This window comes from Mesorhizobium sp. WSM2240 (assembly GCF_040438645.1).
GTDB lineage: Bacteria > Pseudomonadota > Alphaproteobacteria > Rhizobiales > Rhizobiaceae > Allomesorhizobium.
The window spans coordinates 805,143-821,179 of the sequence record NZ_CP159253.1; the positions used below are offsets into that span (position 1 = coordinate 805,143).

General features: G+C 61.0%; 17 protein-coding genes and 1 pseudogene. All 18 read left to right on the forward strand.

Annotated features, from left to right (window positions below; all coding sequences use genetic code 11):
• Positions 1-236: 236 nt before the first annotated feature.
• Positions 237-415 (forward strand): annotated as a pseudogene (locus ABVK50_RS03840) (IS110 family transposase); the annotation flags it as partial.
• A gap of 699 nt (positions 416-1,114) precedes the next feature.
• Positions 1,115-2,008, forward strand: coding sequence for a nitrogenase iron protein (nifH, locus tag ABVK50_RS03845; RefSeq protein ID WP_352818452.1), 894 nt, complete (start codon positions 1,115-1,117; stop codon positions 2,006-2,008).
• A 102-nt stretch (positions 2,009-2,110) separates the two neighbouring features.
• A complete protein-coding gene (nifD, locus tag ABVK50_RS03850) occupies positions 2,111-3,610 on the forward strand; it encodes a nitrogenase molybdenum-iron protein alpha chain (RefSeq protein WP_353642755.1) in 1,500 nt (499 codons plus the stop codon).
• A 130-nt stretch (positions 3,611-3,740) separates the two neighbouring features.
• Entirely contained in the window at positions 3,741-5,282 is a 1,542-nt protein-coding gene (gene nifK / locus ABVK50_RS03855) for a nitrogenase molybdenum-iron protein subunit beta (RefSeq protein WP_353642754.1), read from the forward strand.
• 54 nt (positions 5,283-5,336) lie between these two features.
• Positions 5,337-6,809: a nitrogenase iron-molybdenum cofactor biosynthesis protein NifE gene (nifE, locus tag ABVK50_RS03860; RefSeq protein WP_353642753.1), complete on the forward strand. Its 1,473-nt coding sequence runs from the start codon at positions 5,337-5,339 to the stop codon at positions 6,807-6,809.
• A gap of 5 nt (positions 6,810-6,814) precedes the next feature.
• A complete protein-coding gene (gene nifN, locus ABVK50_RS03865) occupies positions 6,815-8,212 on the forward strand; it encodes a nitrogenase iron-molybdenum cofactor biosynthesis protein NifN (protein ID WP_353642752.1) in 1,398 nt (465 codons plus the stop codon).
• A complete protein-coding gene (gene nifX, locus ABVK50_RS03870; protein WP_353642751.1) occupies positions 8,178-8,675 on the forward strand; it encodes a nitrogen fixation protein NifX in 498 nt (165 codons plus the stop codon). The genes nifN and nifX overlap by 35 nt, the downstream gene beginning before the upstream one ends.
• 16 nt (positions 8,676-8,691) lie before the next feature.
• Positions 8,692-9,171, forward strand: coding sequence for a NifX-associated nitrogen fixation protein (locus tag ABVK50_RS03875; protein WP_353642750.1), 480 nt, complete (start codon positions 8,692-8,694; stop codon positions 9,169-9,171).
• A 27-nt stretch (positions 9,172-9,198) separates the two neighbouring features.
• Positions 9,199-9,402 (forward strand): CCE_0567 family metalloprotein, encoded by a 204-nt coding sequence (locus ABVK50_RS03880; RefSeq protein WP_353642749.1) that lies wholly within the window; start codon positions 9,199-9,201, stop codon positions 9,400-9,402.
• Positions 9,403-9,410: 8 nt separating this feature from the next.
• Positions 9,411-9,650: a hypothetical protein gene (locus ABVK50_RS03885; protein ID WP_353642748.1), complete on the forward strand. Its 240-nt coding sequence runs from the start codon at positions 9,411-9,413 to the stop codon at positions 9,648-9,650.
• Positions 9,650-10,405 carry a response regulator transcription factor gene (locus ABVK50_RS03890; RefSeq protein WP_353642747.1) on the forward strand — a complete coding sequence of 252 codons (756 nt, stop codon included), beginning with the start codon at positions 9,650-9,652 and terminating at the stop codon, positions 10,403-10,405. Before ABVK50_RS03885 ends, ABVK50_RS03890 begins: the two co-directional genes overlap by 1 nt.
• A 62-nt stretch (positions 10,406-10,467) precedes the next feature.
• Complete coding sequence (locus tag ABVK50_RS03895; protein ID WP_353642746.1) at positions 10,468-11,403, forward strand: universal stress protein; 936 nt, start codon at positions 10,468-10,470, stop codon at positions 11,401-11,403.
• A 292-nt stretch (positions 11,404-11,695) separates the two neighbouring features.
• Positions 11,696-11,965: an exopolysaccharide production repressor protein gene (locus ABVK50_RS03900; protein WP_353642745.1), complete on the forward strand. Its 270-nt coding sequence runs from the start codon at positions 11,696-11,698 to the stop codon at positions 11,963-11,965.
• 394 nt (positions 11,966-12,359) lie between these two features.
• Complete coding sequence (locus ABVK50_RS03905) at positions 12,360-13,373, forward strand: 1-aminocyclopropane-1-carboxylate deaminase (protein WP_353642744.1); 1,014 nt, start codon at positions 12,360-12,362, stop codon at positions 13,371-13,373.
• Between the two features lie 182 nt (positions 13,374-13,555).
• A complete protein-coding gene (queE, locus tag ABVK50_RS03910) occupies positions 13,556-14,191 on the forward strand; it encodes a 7-carboxy-7-deazaguanine synthase (RefSeq protein ID WP_353642743.1) in 636 nt (211 codons plus the stop codon).
• Positions 14,188-14,541: a 6-carboxytetrahydropterin synthase QueD gene (gene queD / locus ABVK50_RS03915; protein WP_353642742.1), complete on the forward strand. Its 354-nt coding sequence runs from the start codon at positions 14,188-14,190 to the stop codon at positions 14,539-14,541. Before queE ends, queD begins: the two co-directional genes overlap by 4 nt.
• 4 nt (positions 14,542-14,545) lie before the next feature.
• The gene (gene queC, locus ABVK50_RS03920) at positions 14,546-15,313 is read left to right on the forward strand and encodes a 7-cyano-7-deazaguanine synthase QueC (RefSeq protein ID WP_353646033.1); all 768 of its coding nucleotides are present in this window, start codon (positions 14,546-14,548) and stop codon (positions 15,311-15,313) included.
• Between the two features lie 428 nt (positions 15,314-15,741).
• Positions 15,742-15,948 (forward strand): hypothetical protein, encoded by a 207-nt coding sequence (locus tag ABVK50_RS03925; RefSeq protein WP_353647007.1) that lies wholly within the window; start codon positions 15,742-15,744, stop codon positions 15,946-15,948.
• Positions 15,949-16,037 lie beyond the last annotated feature (89 nt).

Sequence of the window (16,037 nt, forward strand, 5' to 3'; positions counted from 1 at the left end):
GTCGAAATTGATGAATGTGACTGCTGCGACTAAAGTTCTGCGGCCCGAGTTCGCCTTGCGCTGATTTTCGATGCTTCGCTTTGATCGGCGCGAGGTGCATTGGCCGCTCCTCGGCCATGCCTAGTTCGCTGTTCGCTCGATGCGAGGCTGGGCACGACGAGTGCCCGACAAATTTGCCTGGCCGCTGAGCTGCCGGGCACTCAAGCACCGCCGCGTGACATGAAGCTTTTGCAGGCTTGGACGTATCTCTCGCCAGTTCGCGGTCTGCGTGATCAGCGTGCGAACATGGAAAGATCGTGAAGGAGGCCCAGGTTCCGAGTGAACCGGAGGCACTCCACGACTTCCTTCAAGCCTTGGGTAACGAGATAGAAGTGATCGGATTGGAGGCTGGCGGCCGCTGTCACAATGGTCGCATCGGCGATTAAAGAGTGCCGGGCGCGCAGGCGGCAGTTCGAACGGGATGAACGCATCGACGTTCTCTGCGCCTGCGGTTATGCTCTCGTATTAGCCCCGTTGTTCGCTTCGGCATTTCATGACGCTTCGTTCGGATCGACGCGAGCCAACAACGACAGCAGTCCTTGGCGACCTTATCTGGGGACGACGTCCTTACTAGCGCCGAATCTTAGTGAAGAAATCGTTCTTAGGGCGAGTGCCTTAATAGATCTTCGCCTGCTGTCTGCCCGCTCAAAAGGATGCGGCAGCGCTATAACACGGTGCGACCGTGTTCGGACTGCAGACCCCCGGCACCAGATGCAATCCTGTGGCCGGCTCGCAAACCCGGACCAGCTTCGCCGGCCACCCAGCCGAAGCGCAAAGACCAAGCACGGATCACCTGATTGGGGGCGGGCCAGTTGTATCCGGCGCCGTCAATAGCGGTCGCAAGGAATGGAATCCGCCACCGTGTGTCGTCTTTGTCGGGTCCGCTACACACGGCTTGCTTAGCCAGTCTCTTGTTGCCTCGGATTAAGCACCGAAAACCTTCAATAAATTTCTTCTTCGACTCCCTCAGCCAAATGGCACGCGTCTTGAACCCCTTAGGTGCGAGGCGGCGAGAGCTGCCGGCCGGCATTCATGTCGCGGGCAGCCGCGAATGGAACAAAAGAAGGAAAGCTACATGTCAGGTCTGCGTCAGATCGCATTCTACGGCAAGGGGGGCATCGGCAAGTCGACGACGTCCCAAAACACGCTCGCCGCCCTTGTCGACCTCGGGCAAAGGATCCTCATAGTCGGCTGCGACCCCAAAGCCGACTCCACCCGCCTGATCCTTAACGCGAAGGCGCAGGATACGGTCCTCCACCTTGCGGCACAGGAAGGTTCGGTGGAGGATCTCGAACTCCAGGACGTGCTCAAGGTCGGCTACAAAGGCATCAAGTGTGTGGAATCCGGCGGGCCCGAGCCGGGGGTCGGCTGCGCCGGCCGCGGCGTCATCACCTCCATCAATTTCCTGGAGGAGAACGGCGCCTATGACGATGTCGACTATGTCTCCTACGACGTGCTTGGGGACGTAGTGTGCGGCGGCTTCGCGATGCCGATCCGCGAGAACAAGGCCCAGGAAATCTACATCGTCATGTCCGGCGAGATGATGGCACTCTATGCCGCCAACAACATCGCCAAGGGCATCCTTAAATATGCCCATTCGGGCGGCGTGCGTCTCGGCGGCCTGATCTGCAACGAGCGCCAAACCGACCGCGAGCTTGACCTGGCCGAAGCCCTGGCTTCCCGGCTCAATTCCAAGCTCATCCACTTCGTGCCGCGCGACAACATCGTCCAGCACGCCGAGCTCAGGAAGATGTCAGTGATCCAGTATGCGCCGGACTCCAAGCAGGCGGGGGAATACCGCGCGCTGGCCGAGAAGATCCATGCCAATTCGGGCCAGGGCACCATCCCCACCCCGATCACCATGGAGGAGCTGGAGGACATGCTGCTCGACTTCGGCATCATGAAGACCGACGAGCAGATGCTTGCCGAGCTCCAGGCCAAGGAAGTGGCGAAGGCGGCGGCCCAGTAACCGCCGCTGCCAATACGTGGCGCCGCCCTCACCGGGCGGCGCGCTTTACGAGAACCGCGTCTCGTCGGTGAGGCGTCACTCAACAACCTGGAAAGGGGTCCCATGAGCCTGGAATACGAGAACGACGGCGCTCTCCATGCGAAGCTTATCGAGGAGGTGCTCTCGCAATATCCAGACAAGGCGGCGAAGCGCCGCAAGAAGCACCTCAGCGTCGCAAAGAGCGGGGACGAGGCTGGCGAGGAGAACGAGGTCCTTTCCGAATGCGACGTCAAATCGAACATCAAGTCCATTCCGGGCGTGATGACGATCCGCGGTTGCGCCTATGCCGGCTCAAAGGGCGTGGTATGGGGGCCGGTCAAGGATATGGTCCACATCTCGCACGGCCCGGTCGGCTGCGGGCAATACTCCTGGTCGCAGCGCCGCAACTACTACGTCGGGATGACCGGCATCGACACGTTCGTGACAATGCAGTTCACTTCCGACTTCCAGGAGAAGGACATTGTTTTCGGCGGCGACAAAAAGCTGGAACAGATCATCGACGAGATCGAGGAACTGTTTCCGCTGAACAAGGGCCTCACCGTGCAATCCGAATGCCCGATCGGCCTGATTGGCGACGACACCGAAGCAGTTTCCCGCAACAAGGCCAAAGAGCACGGAAAGACGATCGTGCCGGTGCGTTGCGAGGGCTTCCGCGGCGTCTCGCAATCGCTCGGCCACCACATCGCCAACGACGCGATCCGCGACTGGGTATTCGAGAACAAGGAGGTCGAGTTCGAGGCCGGCCCTTACGACGTCAACGTCATCGGCGACTACAATATCGGCGGCGACGCCTGGGCCTCGCGCATCCTGCTGGAGGAAGTGGGGCTGCGCGTGGTCGCCAACTGGTCGGGCGACGCTACGCTCGCCGAGATAGAGCGCGCGCCGAAGGCCAAGCTCAATCTCATCCATTGCTACCGGTCGATGAACTACATCTGCCGGCACATGGAGGAAAAATACGGCATACCCTGGATGGAATACAACTTCTTCGGCCCCTCCCAGATCGAAGCCTCTCTGCGCAAGATAGCTCAGCATTTTGGGCCTGAAATCGAGGAGAAGACCGAAAAGGTCATCGCCAAGTACAGACCCTTTGTTGACGCGGTCAATGCCAAGTACCGGCCGCGCCTCGAAGGCAAGACGGTGATGCTCTACGTTGGCGGCTTGCGCCCCCGTCACGTCATCACGGCCTACGAGGACCTTGGCATGGCGATCGTCGGCACCGGCTACGAGTTCGGCCACAATGACGACTATCAGCGCACCGGCCATTACGTGAAGAACGGTACGCTGATCTACGATGACGTGACCGGTTACGAGTTGGAGAAATTCATCGAGGGGGTTCGCCCCGATCTCGTCGGCTCCGGCATCAAGGAGAAGTACCCGGTGCAGAAGATGGGCATCCCGTTCCGTCAGATGCACTCCTGGGACTATTCCGGCCCGTATCACGGCTATGACGGCTTCGCCATCTTCGCGCGCGACATGGATCTGGCCATCAACAATCCGGTCTGGGCCCTCTACGATGCCCCCTGGAAGAAGGCCGCACCGCCGGCGGCGATCGCCGCCGAATGAGAAGCTGGCCTCTCCGCCCAGGCGGGGAGGCCGATGAGCGCCCGCGGCCCTATGCCCGCGGCAGTCCCTTCAACGTCTCGATGTCCCTGTGCCGCCGGAGTGCGCCGCAGCTGGAAAAAGGTGACCACCAATGCCGCAGTCGGCCGAAAAAGTTCTTGACCATGCCCCCCTGTTCCGCGAGCCGGAATACAGGCAGATGCTTGCCGAGAAGAAGATCAATTTCGAATGCCCGCATCCGGACCAGGTCGTTACGGATCAGCGCGAATTCACCAAGAGCTGGGATTACCGCAAAAAAAACCTCGCCCGCCAAGCGCTGGTCGTGAACCCCGCCAAGGCCTGCCAGCCGCTCGGCGCCGTGTTCGCCGCCGCCGGCTTCGAGCGGACGATGTCTTTCGTCCACGGCAGCCAGGGCTGTGTGGCCTATTACCGCTCGCACCTGTCGCGCCATTTCAAGGAGCCGTCCTCGGCGGTCTCCTCGTCAATGACCGAGGACGCGGCGGTGTTCGGCGGCCTCAAGAATATGATCGACGGGCTCGCCAACACCTACAGCCTCTACGACCCGAAGATGATCGCGGTCTCGACCACCTGCATGGCGGAGGTGATCGGCGACGACCTGCACAGCTTCATCGAGAACGCCAGGGAGGAAGGCTCCGTGCCGCACGACTTCGACGTGCCCTTCGCCCACACTCCGGCCTTCGTCGGCAGCCATGTCGACGGCTATGACAGCATGGTCAAGGGCGTCCTGGAGCATTTCTGGAACGGCAAGGAGCGCGTCGAGGCCGCAGCCAACATCAACATCATCCCTGGCTTCGACGGCTTCTGCGTCGGCAACAATCGCGAGCTCAAGCGCCTGCTCGACCTGATGGACGTGTCCTACACCTTCATCCAGGACGCCTCCGACCAGTACGACACGCCGTCGGACGGCGAGTACCGGATGTATGACGGCGGCACCAGGATCGAGGACGTAAAGGCGGCGCTGGATGCCGAGGTCACGATCTCGCTGCAGCACTACAACACCCGCAAGACGCTGGAATATTGCAGGGAAGTCGGGCAGGCGACCGCGTCATTCCATTACCCGCTCGGTATCCAGGCGACCGACGAATTCCTGATGAAGGTTTCGGAGATCTGCGGCAGGGAGATTCCGGAGGAGATCCGTCTCGAGCGCGGCCGCCTGGTCGACGCCATGGCCGACAGCCAGTCCTGGCTGCACGGAAAGAAATACGCGATCTACGGCGATCCGGACTTCGTCTACGCCATGGCCCGCTTCATCATGGAGACCGGCGGCGAGCCGACCCACTGCCTGGCCACCAACGGCACCAGTGCCTGGCAAGCCGAGATGAAGGAACTGCTCGCCTCCTCGCCCTTCGGCAAGGATGCGCAGGTCTGGGCGGGCAAGGACCTGTGGGCGTTGCGCTCGCTGCTGTTCACCGAGCCGGTGGATCTCCTGATCGGCAATTCCTACGGCAAGTATCTGGAACGCGACACTGGCACTCCGCTGATCCGGTTGATGTTCCCGATCTTCGACCGGCACCATCATCACCGCTTCCCGCTTATGGGCTACCAAGGCGGCCTGCGCGTGCTGACGACGATCCTCGACAAGATCTTCGACACGCTCGATCGCGAGACGGGCGAGACGGGCGTGACGGACTTTTCATACGACCTCACCCGCTGAGAGCGGGCGGCTGGCTTCCCACCGGAGCCGGCCGCTTTTCGACGGAGACCGGCAATGTCCTCGCTCAATGCCAAAATCCAGCACGTCTTCAACGAGCCTGCCTGCGAGAAGAACCAGGGCAAGGACGCCAAGGCGCGCAGGAAGGGCTGCTCGAAGCCGCTCACCCCGGGCGCGGCGGCCGGAGGCTGTGCGTTCGACGGCGCCAAGATCGTGCTGCAGCCGATCACAGACGTCGCGCATCTGATCCATGCGCCGCTCGCCTGCGAGGGCAATTCCTGGGACAATCGCGGCACGGCGTCGTCCGGGCCAACGCTGTGGCGCACAAGCTTCACGACCGACCTCACCGAACTCGACGTGGTAATGGGGCAGGGGGAGCGGAAGCTTTTCAAAGCCATCCGCGAGATCAAGGAGGCCTATGCGCCGCCGGCGATCTTCGTCTATTCGACCTGCGTGACGGCGCTGATCGGCGACGATATAGAGGCAGTGTGCAAGCGGGCGAGGGAAAAATTCGGCTTGCCGGTGGTGCCGATCAATGCGCCGGGCTTCGTCGGCTCCAAAAACCTCGGCAACAAACTCGCCGGCGAGGCGTTGCTCGATCACGTCATCGGCACGGTGGAGCCCGACGATTCCGGCCCCTACGACATCAACATCCTTGGCGAATTCAACCTGTCCGGTGAGTTCTGGCTGGTGAAGCCGCTCCTTGATCGGCTCGGCATCCGGGTGCGCGCCTGCATTCCGGGCGACGCTCGCTACCTCGACGTTGCCTCATCGCACCGCGCTCGGGCGGCTATGATGGTGTGCTCGACCGCGCTCATCAATCTCGCCCGCAAGATGGAGGAGCGCTGGGACGTCCCTTTCTTCGAGGGCTCCTTCTACGGCATCACCGACACCTCGGAGGCGCTACGTCAGCTCGCAGGGCTACTCGTGGAGAAGGGCGCCGATCCGGAACTGCTCGACCGAACGGAGGCGTTGATCGCGGAAGAGGAGGCGATCGCGTGGAAGAGCCTCGCGGCCTATCGGCCGCGGCTGCAAGGCAAGCGCGTGCTGCTCAACACAGGCGGTGTGAAGTCATGGTCGGTCGTCCACGCGCTGGTGGAGACCGGCATGGAGATCGTCGGCACCTCAGTCAAGAAATCGACGCTCGAAGACAAGGAGCGCATCAAGCAGATACTCAAGGACGAGAACCATATGTTCGACTCGATGGCGCCGCGCGAGCTTTACGCCATGCTCTCAGAACACAAGGCCGACATCATGCTGTCGGGCGGGCGCACGCAGTTCATCGCGCTGAAGGCCAAGATGCCCTGGCTCGATATCAACCAGGAGCGGCAGCACCCTTATGCCGGCTATGACGGCATGGTGGCACTCGTGCGCCAGATCGACCTCGCCATTCACAACCCGATCTGGCGCCAGGTGCGGGAGCCGGCGCCATGGGATTGCGAACTGCCAAGCACGAAGTGCGAGACCGGGGCTGTGCACGCTTTCAAGAAACTCGTCGGCACGATGGACGCCGACTTAGGCGGGTGTTGAGGCCGATGGTCCGCATCCTTTCCCAGACCAAATCGGCGGCGGTCAATCCGCTGAAGTCGTCGCAGCCGCTCGGTGCGGCCTTCGCCTTTCTCGGCGTCGAGGGTGCTGTGCCGCTGTTCCACGGCAGCCAAGGCTGCACCAGCTTGGCGCTCGTGCTCTTCGTGCGGCACTTCAAGGAGACGATCCCCTTGCAGACCACGGCGATGGACGAAGTGGCGACGATCCTTGGCGGGGCGGACCATCTGGAAGAGGCGATCCTCAACCTTAAGACCCGCACAAAGCCAAAGCTGATCGGGGTCTGCACGACCGCGCTGGTGGAAACCCGTGGCGAAGATTGCGCAGGCGAGATCGCCGCCATCAAGCTGAAGCGGGCGGAAGAACTCGCGGGTACGGAGGTGGTGCTGGCCAGCACGCCGGATTTCGACGGCGCGATCGAAGAGGGCTGGGCCAAGGCTGTCACTGCGATGATCGAAGGGATTACACGGCCCGGCGTGCGGGCGCGGAAGCCAAAGAAGAAGCAGAAGAAAAAAATTGCGATCCTGCCCGACTGGAATTTCACTGTGGCTGATCTCGAGCATTTGCGTGAGATGGTGGAAGCCTTTGGGCTCGAACCGGTGATCCTGCCGGACGTCTCCGGCTCGCTCGACGGCACGGTGCCCGACGGCTGGGTCCCGACCACCTATGGCGGCACCAGCATCGACGATATTCGTGAGCTTGGCACGGCGGTGCAATGCATCGCCGTCGGCGAGCATATGCGTCGCCCAGCGGAGGTGCTGCACAGGCTGACCGGCGTGCCTTACGTGCTGTTCCAGTCGCTGACTGGGTTGAAGAGCGTCGACCGGTTCGTCTCGCTGCTCACGGTGATTTCGGGCGCGGCGGCGCCGGCGAAGGTGCGCCGTCAGCGGGCGCAATTGCAGGACGCTTTGCTCGACGGACATTTTCATTTCGGCGGCAAGAAAATTGCCATCGCTGCCGAACCGGACCAGCTCTACCAGCTCGCGAGCTTCTTCAACGGCATGGGCTCCGAAATTGCGGCGGCCGTCACCACGACCGACAGGTCGAAAATTCTCCAGAAAGTGCCGGCACAATCGATCCAGGTCGGCGATCTCGGCGATCTCGAACGTCTTGCCGCCAGCGCTGATCTTCTCGTCACCCATTCGCACGGACGCCAGGCGGCCGAGCGCCTTGGCATTCCGCTCATGCGCGTCGGCTTCCCGGTCTTTGACCGGCTGGGCAGCCAGCACAAGCTCACAATCCTTTATCAGGGGACCCGCGACCTGATCTTCGAGGTGGCCAACATCTTCGAAGCCAGCCAGCACGCGCCGACGCCTGATCTCCTAGATCCATTCAGTAACCGAGAAACGCCAGATGAGCTCCGTTCGTCGCCTCTCGCTCGTCACTGACGAGGTTCACGCACCGACGCCAGGACCGCAAGCCGGCGCATTGCGCATAGCAATCGCCACGCAAGACCTGGAGGGCCTCAATGCGCATTTCGGGTCGGCCAGGCGCTTTGCCGTCTATGACGTGACGCGTGACGATTCGAAGTTCGTGGAAGCCGTGGCCTTCGACGACGTTTCCGATGAGAGTGGGAAGCATCGGACCGAGGGCGATGATCGCATCACGCCCAAGGTGGAGGCGTTGAAGGACTGTCACCTCCTGTTTTGTTTGGCAATTGGCGGGCCTTCGGCAGCCAAACTCGTTTCGGCGAGAATCCTTCCGATCAAAGTGCCGCAGCCTGAATCCATCGAAGACGTACTATCGCGCACTCAGGCGATGCTCAGGAAGGCTCCTCCGCCATGGCTGCGCAAGCTGCTGGCGGAAACAGGCGCCGCCGGAAAGAAACGATCGTTCGAGGACGAGGGCTGAAATGAGGAGAAGACGAATGTCTGATGCCACAGTTACTTCCGCTGTCAACGAGAACGAGGCGGCCCTCGCCACCCCGTTCGTCAAATGCCTCGTGAGGCTGATCCGTGCTCAGGATTCATACGGATCATGGGAAGGCAAACCAGATGCCGAGCTTCTCGCCGACTTCATCATCACCAAGGAACAGCGGCGTGCGATCCCGATCATTGGCGATCCCGATCCGGACGTGCTGTGGAGGCTCGAGATCTTTTACGCCGCCGTCGGGCTTGCGATCGAGGAGCGATGCGGCCTGATGGCATCGCCGATTATCAAGCTGAGTCCTGAGGGCTTCGGGCGCGTGGTTTTCACGGCAGGACGGTTGGTCGTTCTGTCGAAGACCTTGCGCGACGTTCACCGGTTCGGCTTCGAGACATTCCAGCAGCTCGCCGAGGCCGATACGAAACTGGTCGACGCTGCGATCGCAGCCATCGAAGCCTATCCCGAAGTCGCACGAGCGTGATGGAACCGGGCCTCGGGAAAGGAGATCATGTCAGACCTTGAAGCGCTGCAACGGAAGGTCCGCAAACTTCAGTCGCACGCGGGAGCTGCGAAGATGGAACTGCACGACCTCGCCGAGGACCTTCCAGTCAACTGGACCGAGATCAAGGCAGTCGCCGGGAAAACATTCGACATTTTTGCCGAGTTGGACGCTGCAAGGAGAGAGCTCGCTGCATTGGAGGATTCACTATGAGCGGCTTCGTGACCCGCGACGCCTCCGGATGGAGCCCGGAATATGCGACCGCTCCCAATGCGAAGACCTGCATCGGTTGCGGCCGCTGCTTCAAGATCTGTTGGCGCGAGGTCATGGACCTTCACGGGATGGATGATGCGGGTGAATCCTCGGCGCTCTGCGCCGGCGAGGGCGACGACTTCGACGGCGCATTCAATCAACCGACGCGGCCGATGCCGAATTTTCGTTTTGACGCAAGGCAGTGCTGATGAAGCCACTGGTCCTGATCTGTTCGCAAGATCCGGAGTTCTATCTGGTCCACAGCCACATCCTCGAGGTGGATGGCTTCACGATTGAACTGGCCGGCGGCGTGGAGGAGGCGCTTGCATTGGCCAATGAACGGGAGCCTAAGGCCGTGGTGCTGGACTGCCAGCCGGCAAGCGCGACAGGGTCGACCATCTGTGCCCAGCTCAAAGGGGAGCCCCGGACCGGCGGCCTGCCCGTTATTGCCCTGATCGCGCCCGGCGCCGAGGACCAGCATTTCGATCTCTTGAAGGCAGGCATCGACGAGAGCTTTGTGCGGCCAATCGCACCAGCGAAGCTGCTCGACTATCTACGGGCGAAGCTGGCGCTGGCGAAGCCGGGTTCAAACGGGATTGCAAACGGCAGCTGGCTCTGCTGTGGCGGCCTTGAGATGAAGGTCGATGCCCACCGAGTCCGCGGTAACGGCCACGAGATACACCTCGGACCGATCGAGTTCAAACTGCTGCGGCTTTTGCTCGAGACTCCCGGCAAGGTCTTCAGACGAGACGAGTTGATCGCCGCGGCCTGGCCGGAAAATATCCACATCGGGGAACGCACGGTCGATGTCCATATCAGTCGGATCAGAAAGGCGCTGAAGAGGGCCTCGCCCGGCAGCGTCATTCGGACCATCAGGTCGGCCGGCTACTCGCTCGAGGAGCCGGACGCCGAACCGGAGGCTGAATTGGTAACCGATACCACCTCCCCATCTCCGTCGTGCTGAGCGCGAGACCAGCGGGCTTCGAACGCGCTTGCAGCCCGACATACTCAGAAAGAAGCAGTCAGATGCCTTTCAAAACTGTGCTCAGTGTGACGGGAGCTGACCACTCCGATCAGGACGTCAGACTAGTTGCCAATCTGTGTGCCGAGATCGGCGCACATCTTTCCGTACTGATTATGTCGCCTCCGCCGCTCCTCATGTGGCCGCGGCCGCTATGCGATTGCATCCCCGCGTGGCCTGAACAACGCGCATTGGACAGACTGGAAAAACGGTCCTGGCAAATCGGGAGACTTTCACAGGACATGGACAGACTGGAAAAACAGTCCTGGCAAATCGAGCGATTTTCAAACGACATGGCCAGACTGCAAAAACGGTCTAGGGAAGTCCGGACTCTGTTGAGAGGCATGCGGCTTTCTTATGACGTCGATACCGACTATGGCGATCAGGCCAACATCGGTGACGTGGTGCGACAGCGGGCGCTCTGCGCCGACCTCACAATCGTCGGCCCTGCATTTCTCAACGATGATGATCTCGGACGTCGTGTCATCGACGGCAGCTTGTTCGAAACAGGAAAACCGGTGCTTCTTGTTGCGCCGAAGGGCGCTGAGGCGACTCTGAGGCCACGGCGCGTGCTGGTCGGCTGGAATTCGCGAGTCCAGGCGTCCCGGGCGGTTCGCGAAGCGCTGGATCTCCTATCCGGTGCGGAGGAAGTTCGTCTCGCAGTACTCGATCCGGAGGCGAGCTGCAACGGAAACGGCCTCGAGCCAGAAGCCGGCATCGTTGCCTATCTCGCTCGGCACGGTGTTCGGGTGGCGATCGACCGGTTGCCGAGTGCCGGCCAACCGGTGGCCACGGTACTCGCGCAGCACGCGGTCGACACGTCTGCCGACATGATAGTCATGGGCGCCTATGGCCGCCGCCGAGTGCGTGATCGGATCTTCGGTGGCGTGACGAGATGGATCGTTAAGAAGCCGCCATTGCCGCTGTTTTTGGCTCTGTGACTGGTACCGGAGTAGTGCCGATGCTGTTCGAAGCTCTGCCCCCTGGTCGCCTATCCTGATGCCAATTGGGAGAAAGTCGCAGCAAACGCGCAAATTCGCGGAGCTCTTCGGAGCCAATCTGCACGCACGCGCACTCGCCGTGGCGCACTCAATCGCATGATCATGATCGTCGATCAAGGGGCCGCTGCGAACGCTGGGGGGCTGCGCCCGCGTCTGCCCAAAGAGCTGCCAGACCATCGGCGGCGACAGGATCGCTGCATTGAACTGATGAGACACAACGAGGAGAACGGCGTTGCCCTTTAGAATTTTTTGTGGCGTCCTGGGGCTGGTCCTGTGCGCCAACGCTCTAACGGTCTACTTCATCTTACATTCCATCCGCGCGGCAACCTTCACAACGCTGGCTTGTGCGCTGTTTTTTCAGGTCGCCTATTTCGGAAGCGTGCTCTTGCTGGTCTGGCGGTCTGGCAACTCGGGCAGAGCTGGCCAAAAGGCTCGGCATTGCGGCAGTTGCGGGGAGGTTCGGCACGAATCGTCAGATCATAATAAAAAGGGTGAGGAATGAATCCTCAGATGGACTCCCGCTTTGTCGACGCGTGGCATACCGCGGCTTCCCTTAAGGGGGCCATGACAAGATCATTGCTCAGTTTTACGCTACTTTGGACGAAGCTTGAACACCGGGCTGATCGTTGAAGCGATACCGTGCTTGGCATGGTCGAGGCGACTGCATTCCGGTCGTTTCAATGCCGAGGGAGATGGATGTTTTCGGTCCCTTAGACATTGGTGGCCTATCGCAGCACGCCGGCTTCGGGTTGTTTCGTCTCGATGACGAACGAGGTGCTAGAAATATAACGGGCTCTTCTGGGACGTCGAAGAGCGCAGCTGGCCTCGAATCAAGCGCGGTATTAGGAGGACGTCCATAGCTGCTTTCAACCCAATCACGTATCGCTGGAGAGACCATGCTGGGAAAATTCGAACGCTACCCGCTCACCTTTGGACCCACGCCTATCGAGAGGCTCGATCGCCTCGGCAAGCATCTAGGGGGAAAGGTGGAAATCTACGCCAAGCGCGAGGACTGCAACTCTGGTCTCGCCTTCGGCGGCAACAAGCTCCGCAAGCTCGAGTACATCGTCCCCGATGCGATCGCGTCGAATGCCGATACGCTTGTGTCCATTGGCGGCGTGCAGTCCAACCACACGCGGATGGTCGCCGCGGTCGCCGCCAAGATTGGCATGAAATGCCTCCTGGTCCAGGAGAGCTGGGTACCACATGAGGATGCCGTCTATGACCGGGTCGGCAATATTCTCTTAAGTCGCATCATGGGAGCAGAGGTGCGCCTGGTCGACGAGGGCTTCGATATCAGCATCCGCCCCAGTTGGGAACAGGCGCTCGATGAGGTCAAGTCAAGGGGCGGCAGACCCTATGCAATACCAGCTGGAGCTTCCGTTCACAAATATGGCGGTCTCGGCTATGTGGGGTTCGCGGAGGAGGTGCGCGCGCAGGAGAAGCAGCTTGGGTTTGCTTTTGACTACATCGTGGTCTGCACGGTCACGGGTTCAACGCATGCCGGCATGCTCGTCGGGTTCGCCAAGGAAGGCCGACAGCGCACCGTGATCGGTATCGATGCTTCCGCCACCCCAGCCCAAACTAAGGCGCAGGTGCTAAACATTGCCCAGCATACTGCGAAGCTCGTGGATCTTGGCACGGAAATCGTCGAGGAGGACGTGGTGTTGTTGGAGGAGTACGCGGGCCCGAGTTATGGTGTTCCGTCCGAGGAAACGAAGGCGGCCATCCGCCTGTGCGCGCGGCTCGAGGGTATGATTACTGATCCCGTCTACGAAGGCAAATCGATGCAAGCGATGGTCGACCTGGTTCAGAAAGGCTTCTTTCCAGAGGGATCGAGGGTCCTTTACGCGCACCTCGGCGGGGCGCCGGCGATCAACGGCTACAGCTACACCTTTCGTAACGGCTGACGCTCGACAGATTGCAACGTCCCTGCCGTGCCGGCGATGCGCTCGAGATTCGGGTGAGTGGAATTTTCGCAGATCGACGGTGGAAAGGACTCCAGCAGCTGCCGTCGGATATACGTCAACTCACGCTCTTTCCGGTGGGCGAGGTGAAGCGGTCACTTGCTCAATCAGAGGCAATTTAATCCATGTCATACGCGGTCAAGGAGATATTCTACACGCTTCAAGGTGAAGGGCGTAATGCTGGGCGGGCTGCCGTATTCTGTCGTTTCGCTGGATGTAACTTATGGTCGGGGCGTGAAGCTGACCGCGCTACGGCAATCTGCAGGTTTTGCGACACCGATTTTGTTGGTATGGACGGCGCCGGCGGCGGACGCTTTGCGACCGCGCGGGAGCTTGCATCTGCCGTTGAGCAGGCTTGGCATGGGGCCGGGGCAGGGGAGCGTCTAGTCGTCCTCACTGGAGGGGAACCGCTTCTGCAGGTAGACGAAGACCTCATAAAAGCTCTACACGACGTGGCATTCGAAATCGCTGTGGAGACCAACGGTACCATTCACCCGCCGACTGGCATCACCTGGCTTTGTGTCAGTCCGAAGGCCGGCGCACCGCTCGCAGTCACGGTCGGGGACGAACTTAAGCTTGTCTATCCTCAGCCTGGTGCGGAGCCCGAGCTTTTTGAAGGCCTCGCATTCAAGCACCTTTTACTTCAGCCGATGGACGGGCCCGAACGCGAGGCGAATACGGCGGCCGCCGTCGCCTATTGCCTTGCCAACCCACGCTGGCGACTGACTCTTCAAACTCACAAATTTCTTGGGATCCCATGAAAATTACACAAGCTTTCACGTTCGAGGCAGCACACCGCCTTCCGCGGGTGCCGGAAACCCATCGCTGCCATCGAATGCATGGCCACTCGTACCGTGTGGAACTTCGTCTCGAGGGGCCAGTGGATCCGGAGACGGGCTTTGTTGTCGATTTTTTTGACGTGGAAGCTGCTTTCGGCCCCCTTTTGCAGCGTCTGGACCATCACTGTCTGAATGACATCGAGGGCCTCGAAAATCCCACCGCCGAAAATATCGCAATCTGGCTCTGGGACCGAATCAAGCCGATCCTGCCGCAAATTGCGTCGGTGACAGTCTACGAGACCCCCCAATGCTGGGCTGAATATGAAGGGTGAGACGATGCTCCAGGATTCGGAGACTGCGCTCGTTCTCTTCTCCGGCGGCCAAGATTCAACCACCTGCTTGGCTTGGGCTCTCGACAAATTCGAGCGCGTCGAGACGATCGGCTTTGACTACGGGCAGCGGCATCGGATCGAACTTGAGGTTCGGCCGCGTGTGCTCGATCGAATGCGGAGGGACTTTCCGGGTTGGAGCAGTCGACTCGGCGAGGATCACCTCATCGACATAGCGGTGCTTGCGCAGGTGAGCGAAACTGCGCTTACCCGCGGTGTAGAGATCGCGATGCAGGAGAACGAACTCCCGAATACGTTCGTGCCTGGCCGCAATCTTCTCTTCTTAATCTTCGCTGCCGCGGTCGCGTATCGTCGGGGCGCGAAGCATCTGGTCGTCGGCGTCTGCGAGACGGATTACTCAGGCTACCCCGATTGCCGAGACGACACCATCAAGGCGATGCAACTCGCCTTGAACCTCGGGATGGAGACACGCTTTGTCATCCACACTCCGTTGATGTGGATCGACAAGGCGCAGACCTGGGCGCTGGCGGAGCGCCTGGGGAGCGAGACACTTGTTCACCTCATCTGCGAGGAAACCCACACCTGCTACAAGGGCGACCGCAAGCACCGCCATGCCTGGGGTTTCGGTTGCGGAGACTGCCCAGCGTGCAAATTACGCGCTCGAGGATGGGAGCGATTCTGCTCCTCTCCAGCGAGCGCGCAGCGCAACCGATCCGCGCCTGTGCCGCCGTGCGCGCCGGCACGCTCAATCTGACCAGCTGACGATCGAGGTCACCGCTGCAGCGAAGGATACAGTCCCTGGCGAATGGTTCGGCTGATGGAGACAGCCGAAGGCGGTCGCCCTCGCTGTCGCAAGATCGTCGGTCGTGCGTCCTGCCTTTGCTTTTCCGGCGGTCAACCTTACGGCGTTCCTGGCGGGCTGCGGAACCATCGCCGGAGATTGGCACGAGCGGTCTCAATCGCGCCGAACGGCGCGCTTTTGTGTTCGCCGACGGATCGAGGCCCCTGTCTTCAGTTGGCAGCTTGCACTGGAGCGCGCCGAATGGCTGGAACATCGGACATCGCTCGACATCATTGCCTCGCGCGTCGACCTGACCCGTCGGGCCATTCTTCGCGGACTCTCTCAGGCGTGATGCAGCCGTATTCTGGTGTCCACGCCGGTGCGGATACGTCTTGCCAATCATGGCGAAGCAGGTGTCCTCATCGTCGGCGCCGCCGCCTTTCGATCTGACGGCGCTGCCATGCCCTGCAACGATCCTGCTTCGGTCGGCGGCGGCCAACATGTTCTGTCGCGGCGTGCCGACCAGCACGTCCAACTCGGTGGGTTCGGGCGTGAAGGTACTCAGCCCATCCCCCTCCATTTCGACGCAGTTGAAACACCGCCTCTGAGCTTTGGTAGAATGCCTCAACCGTCTGACGGCGCACGGGCGGTTGCCAAAGAGCCTCTCTCCGCCGGAAGCGCGTGGCCGACTGTTCGT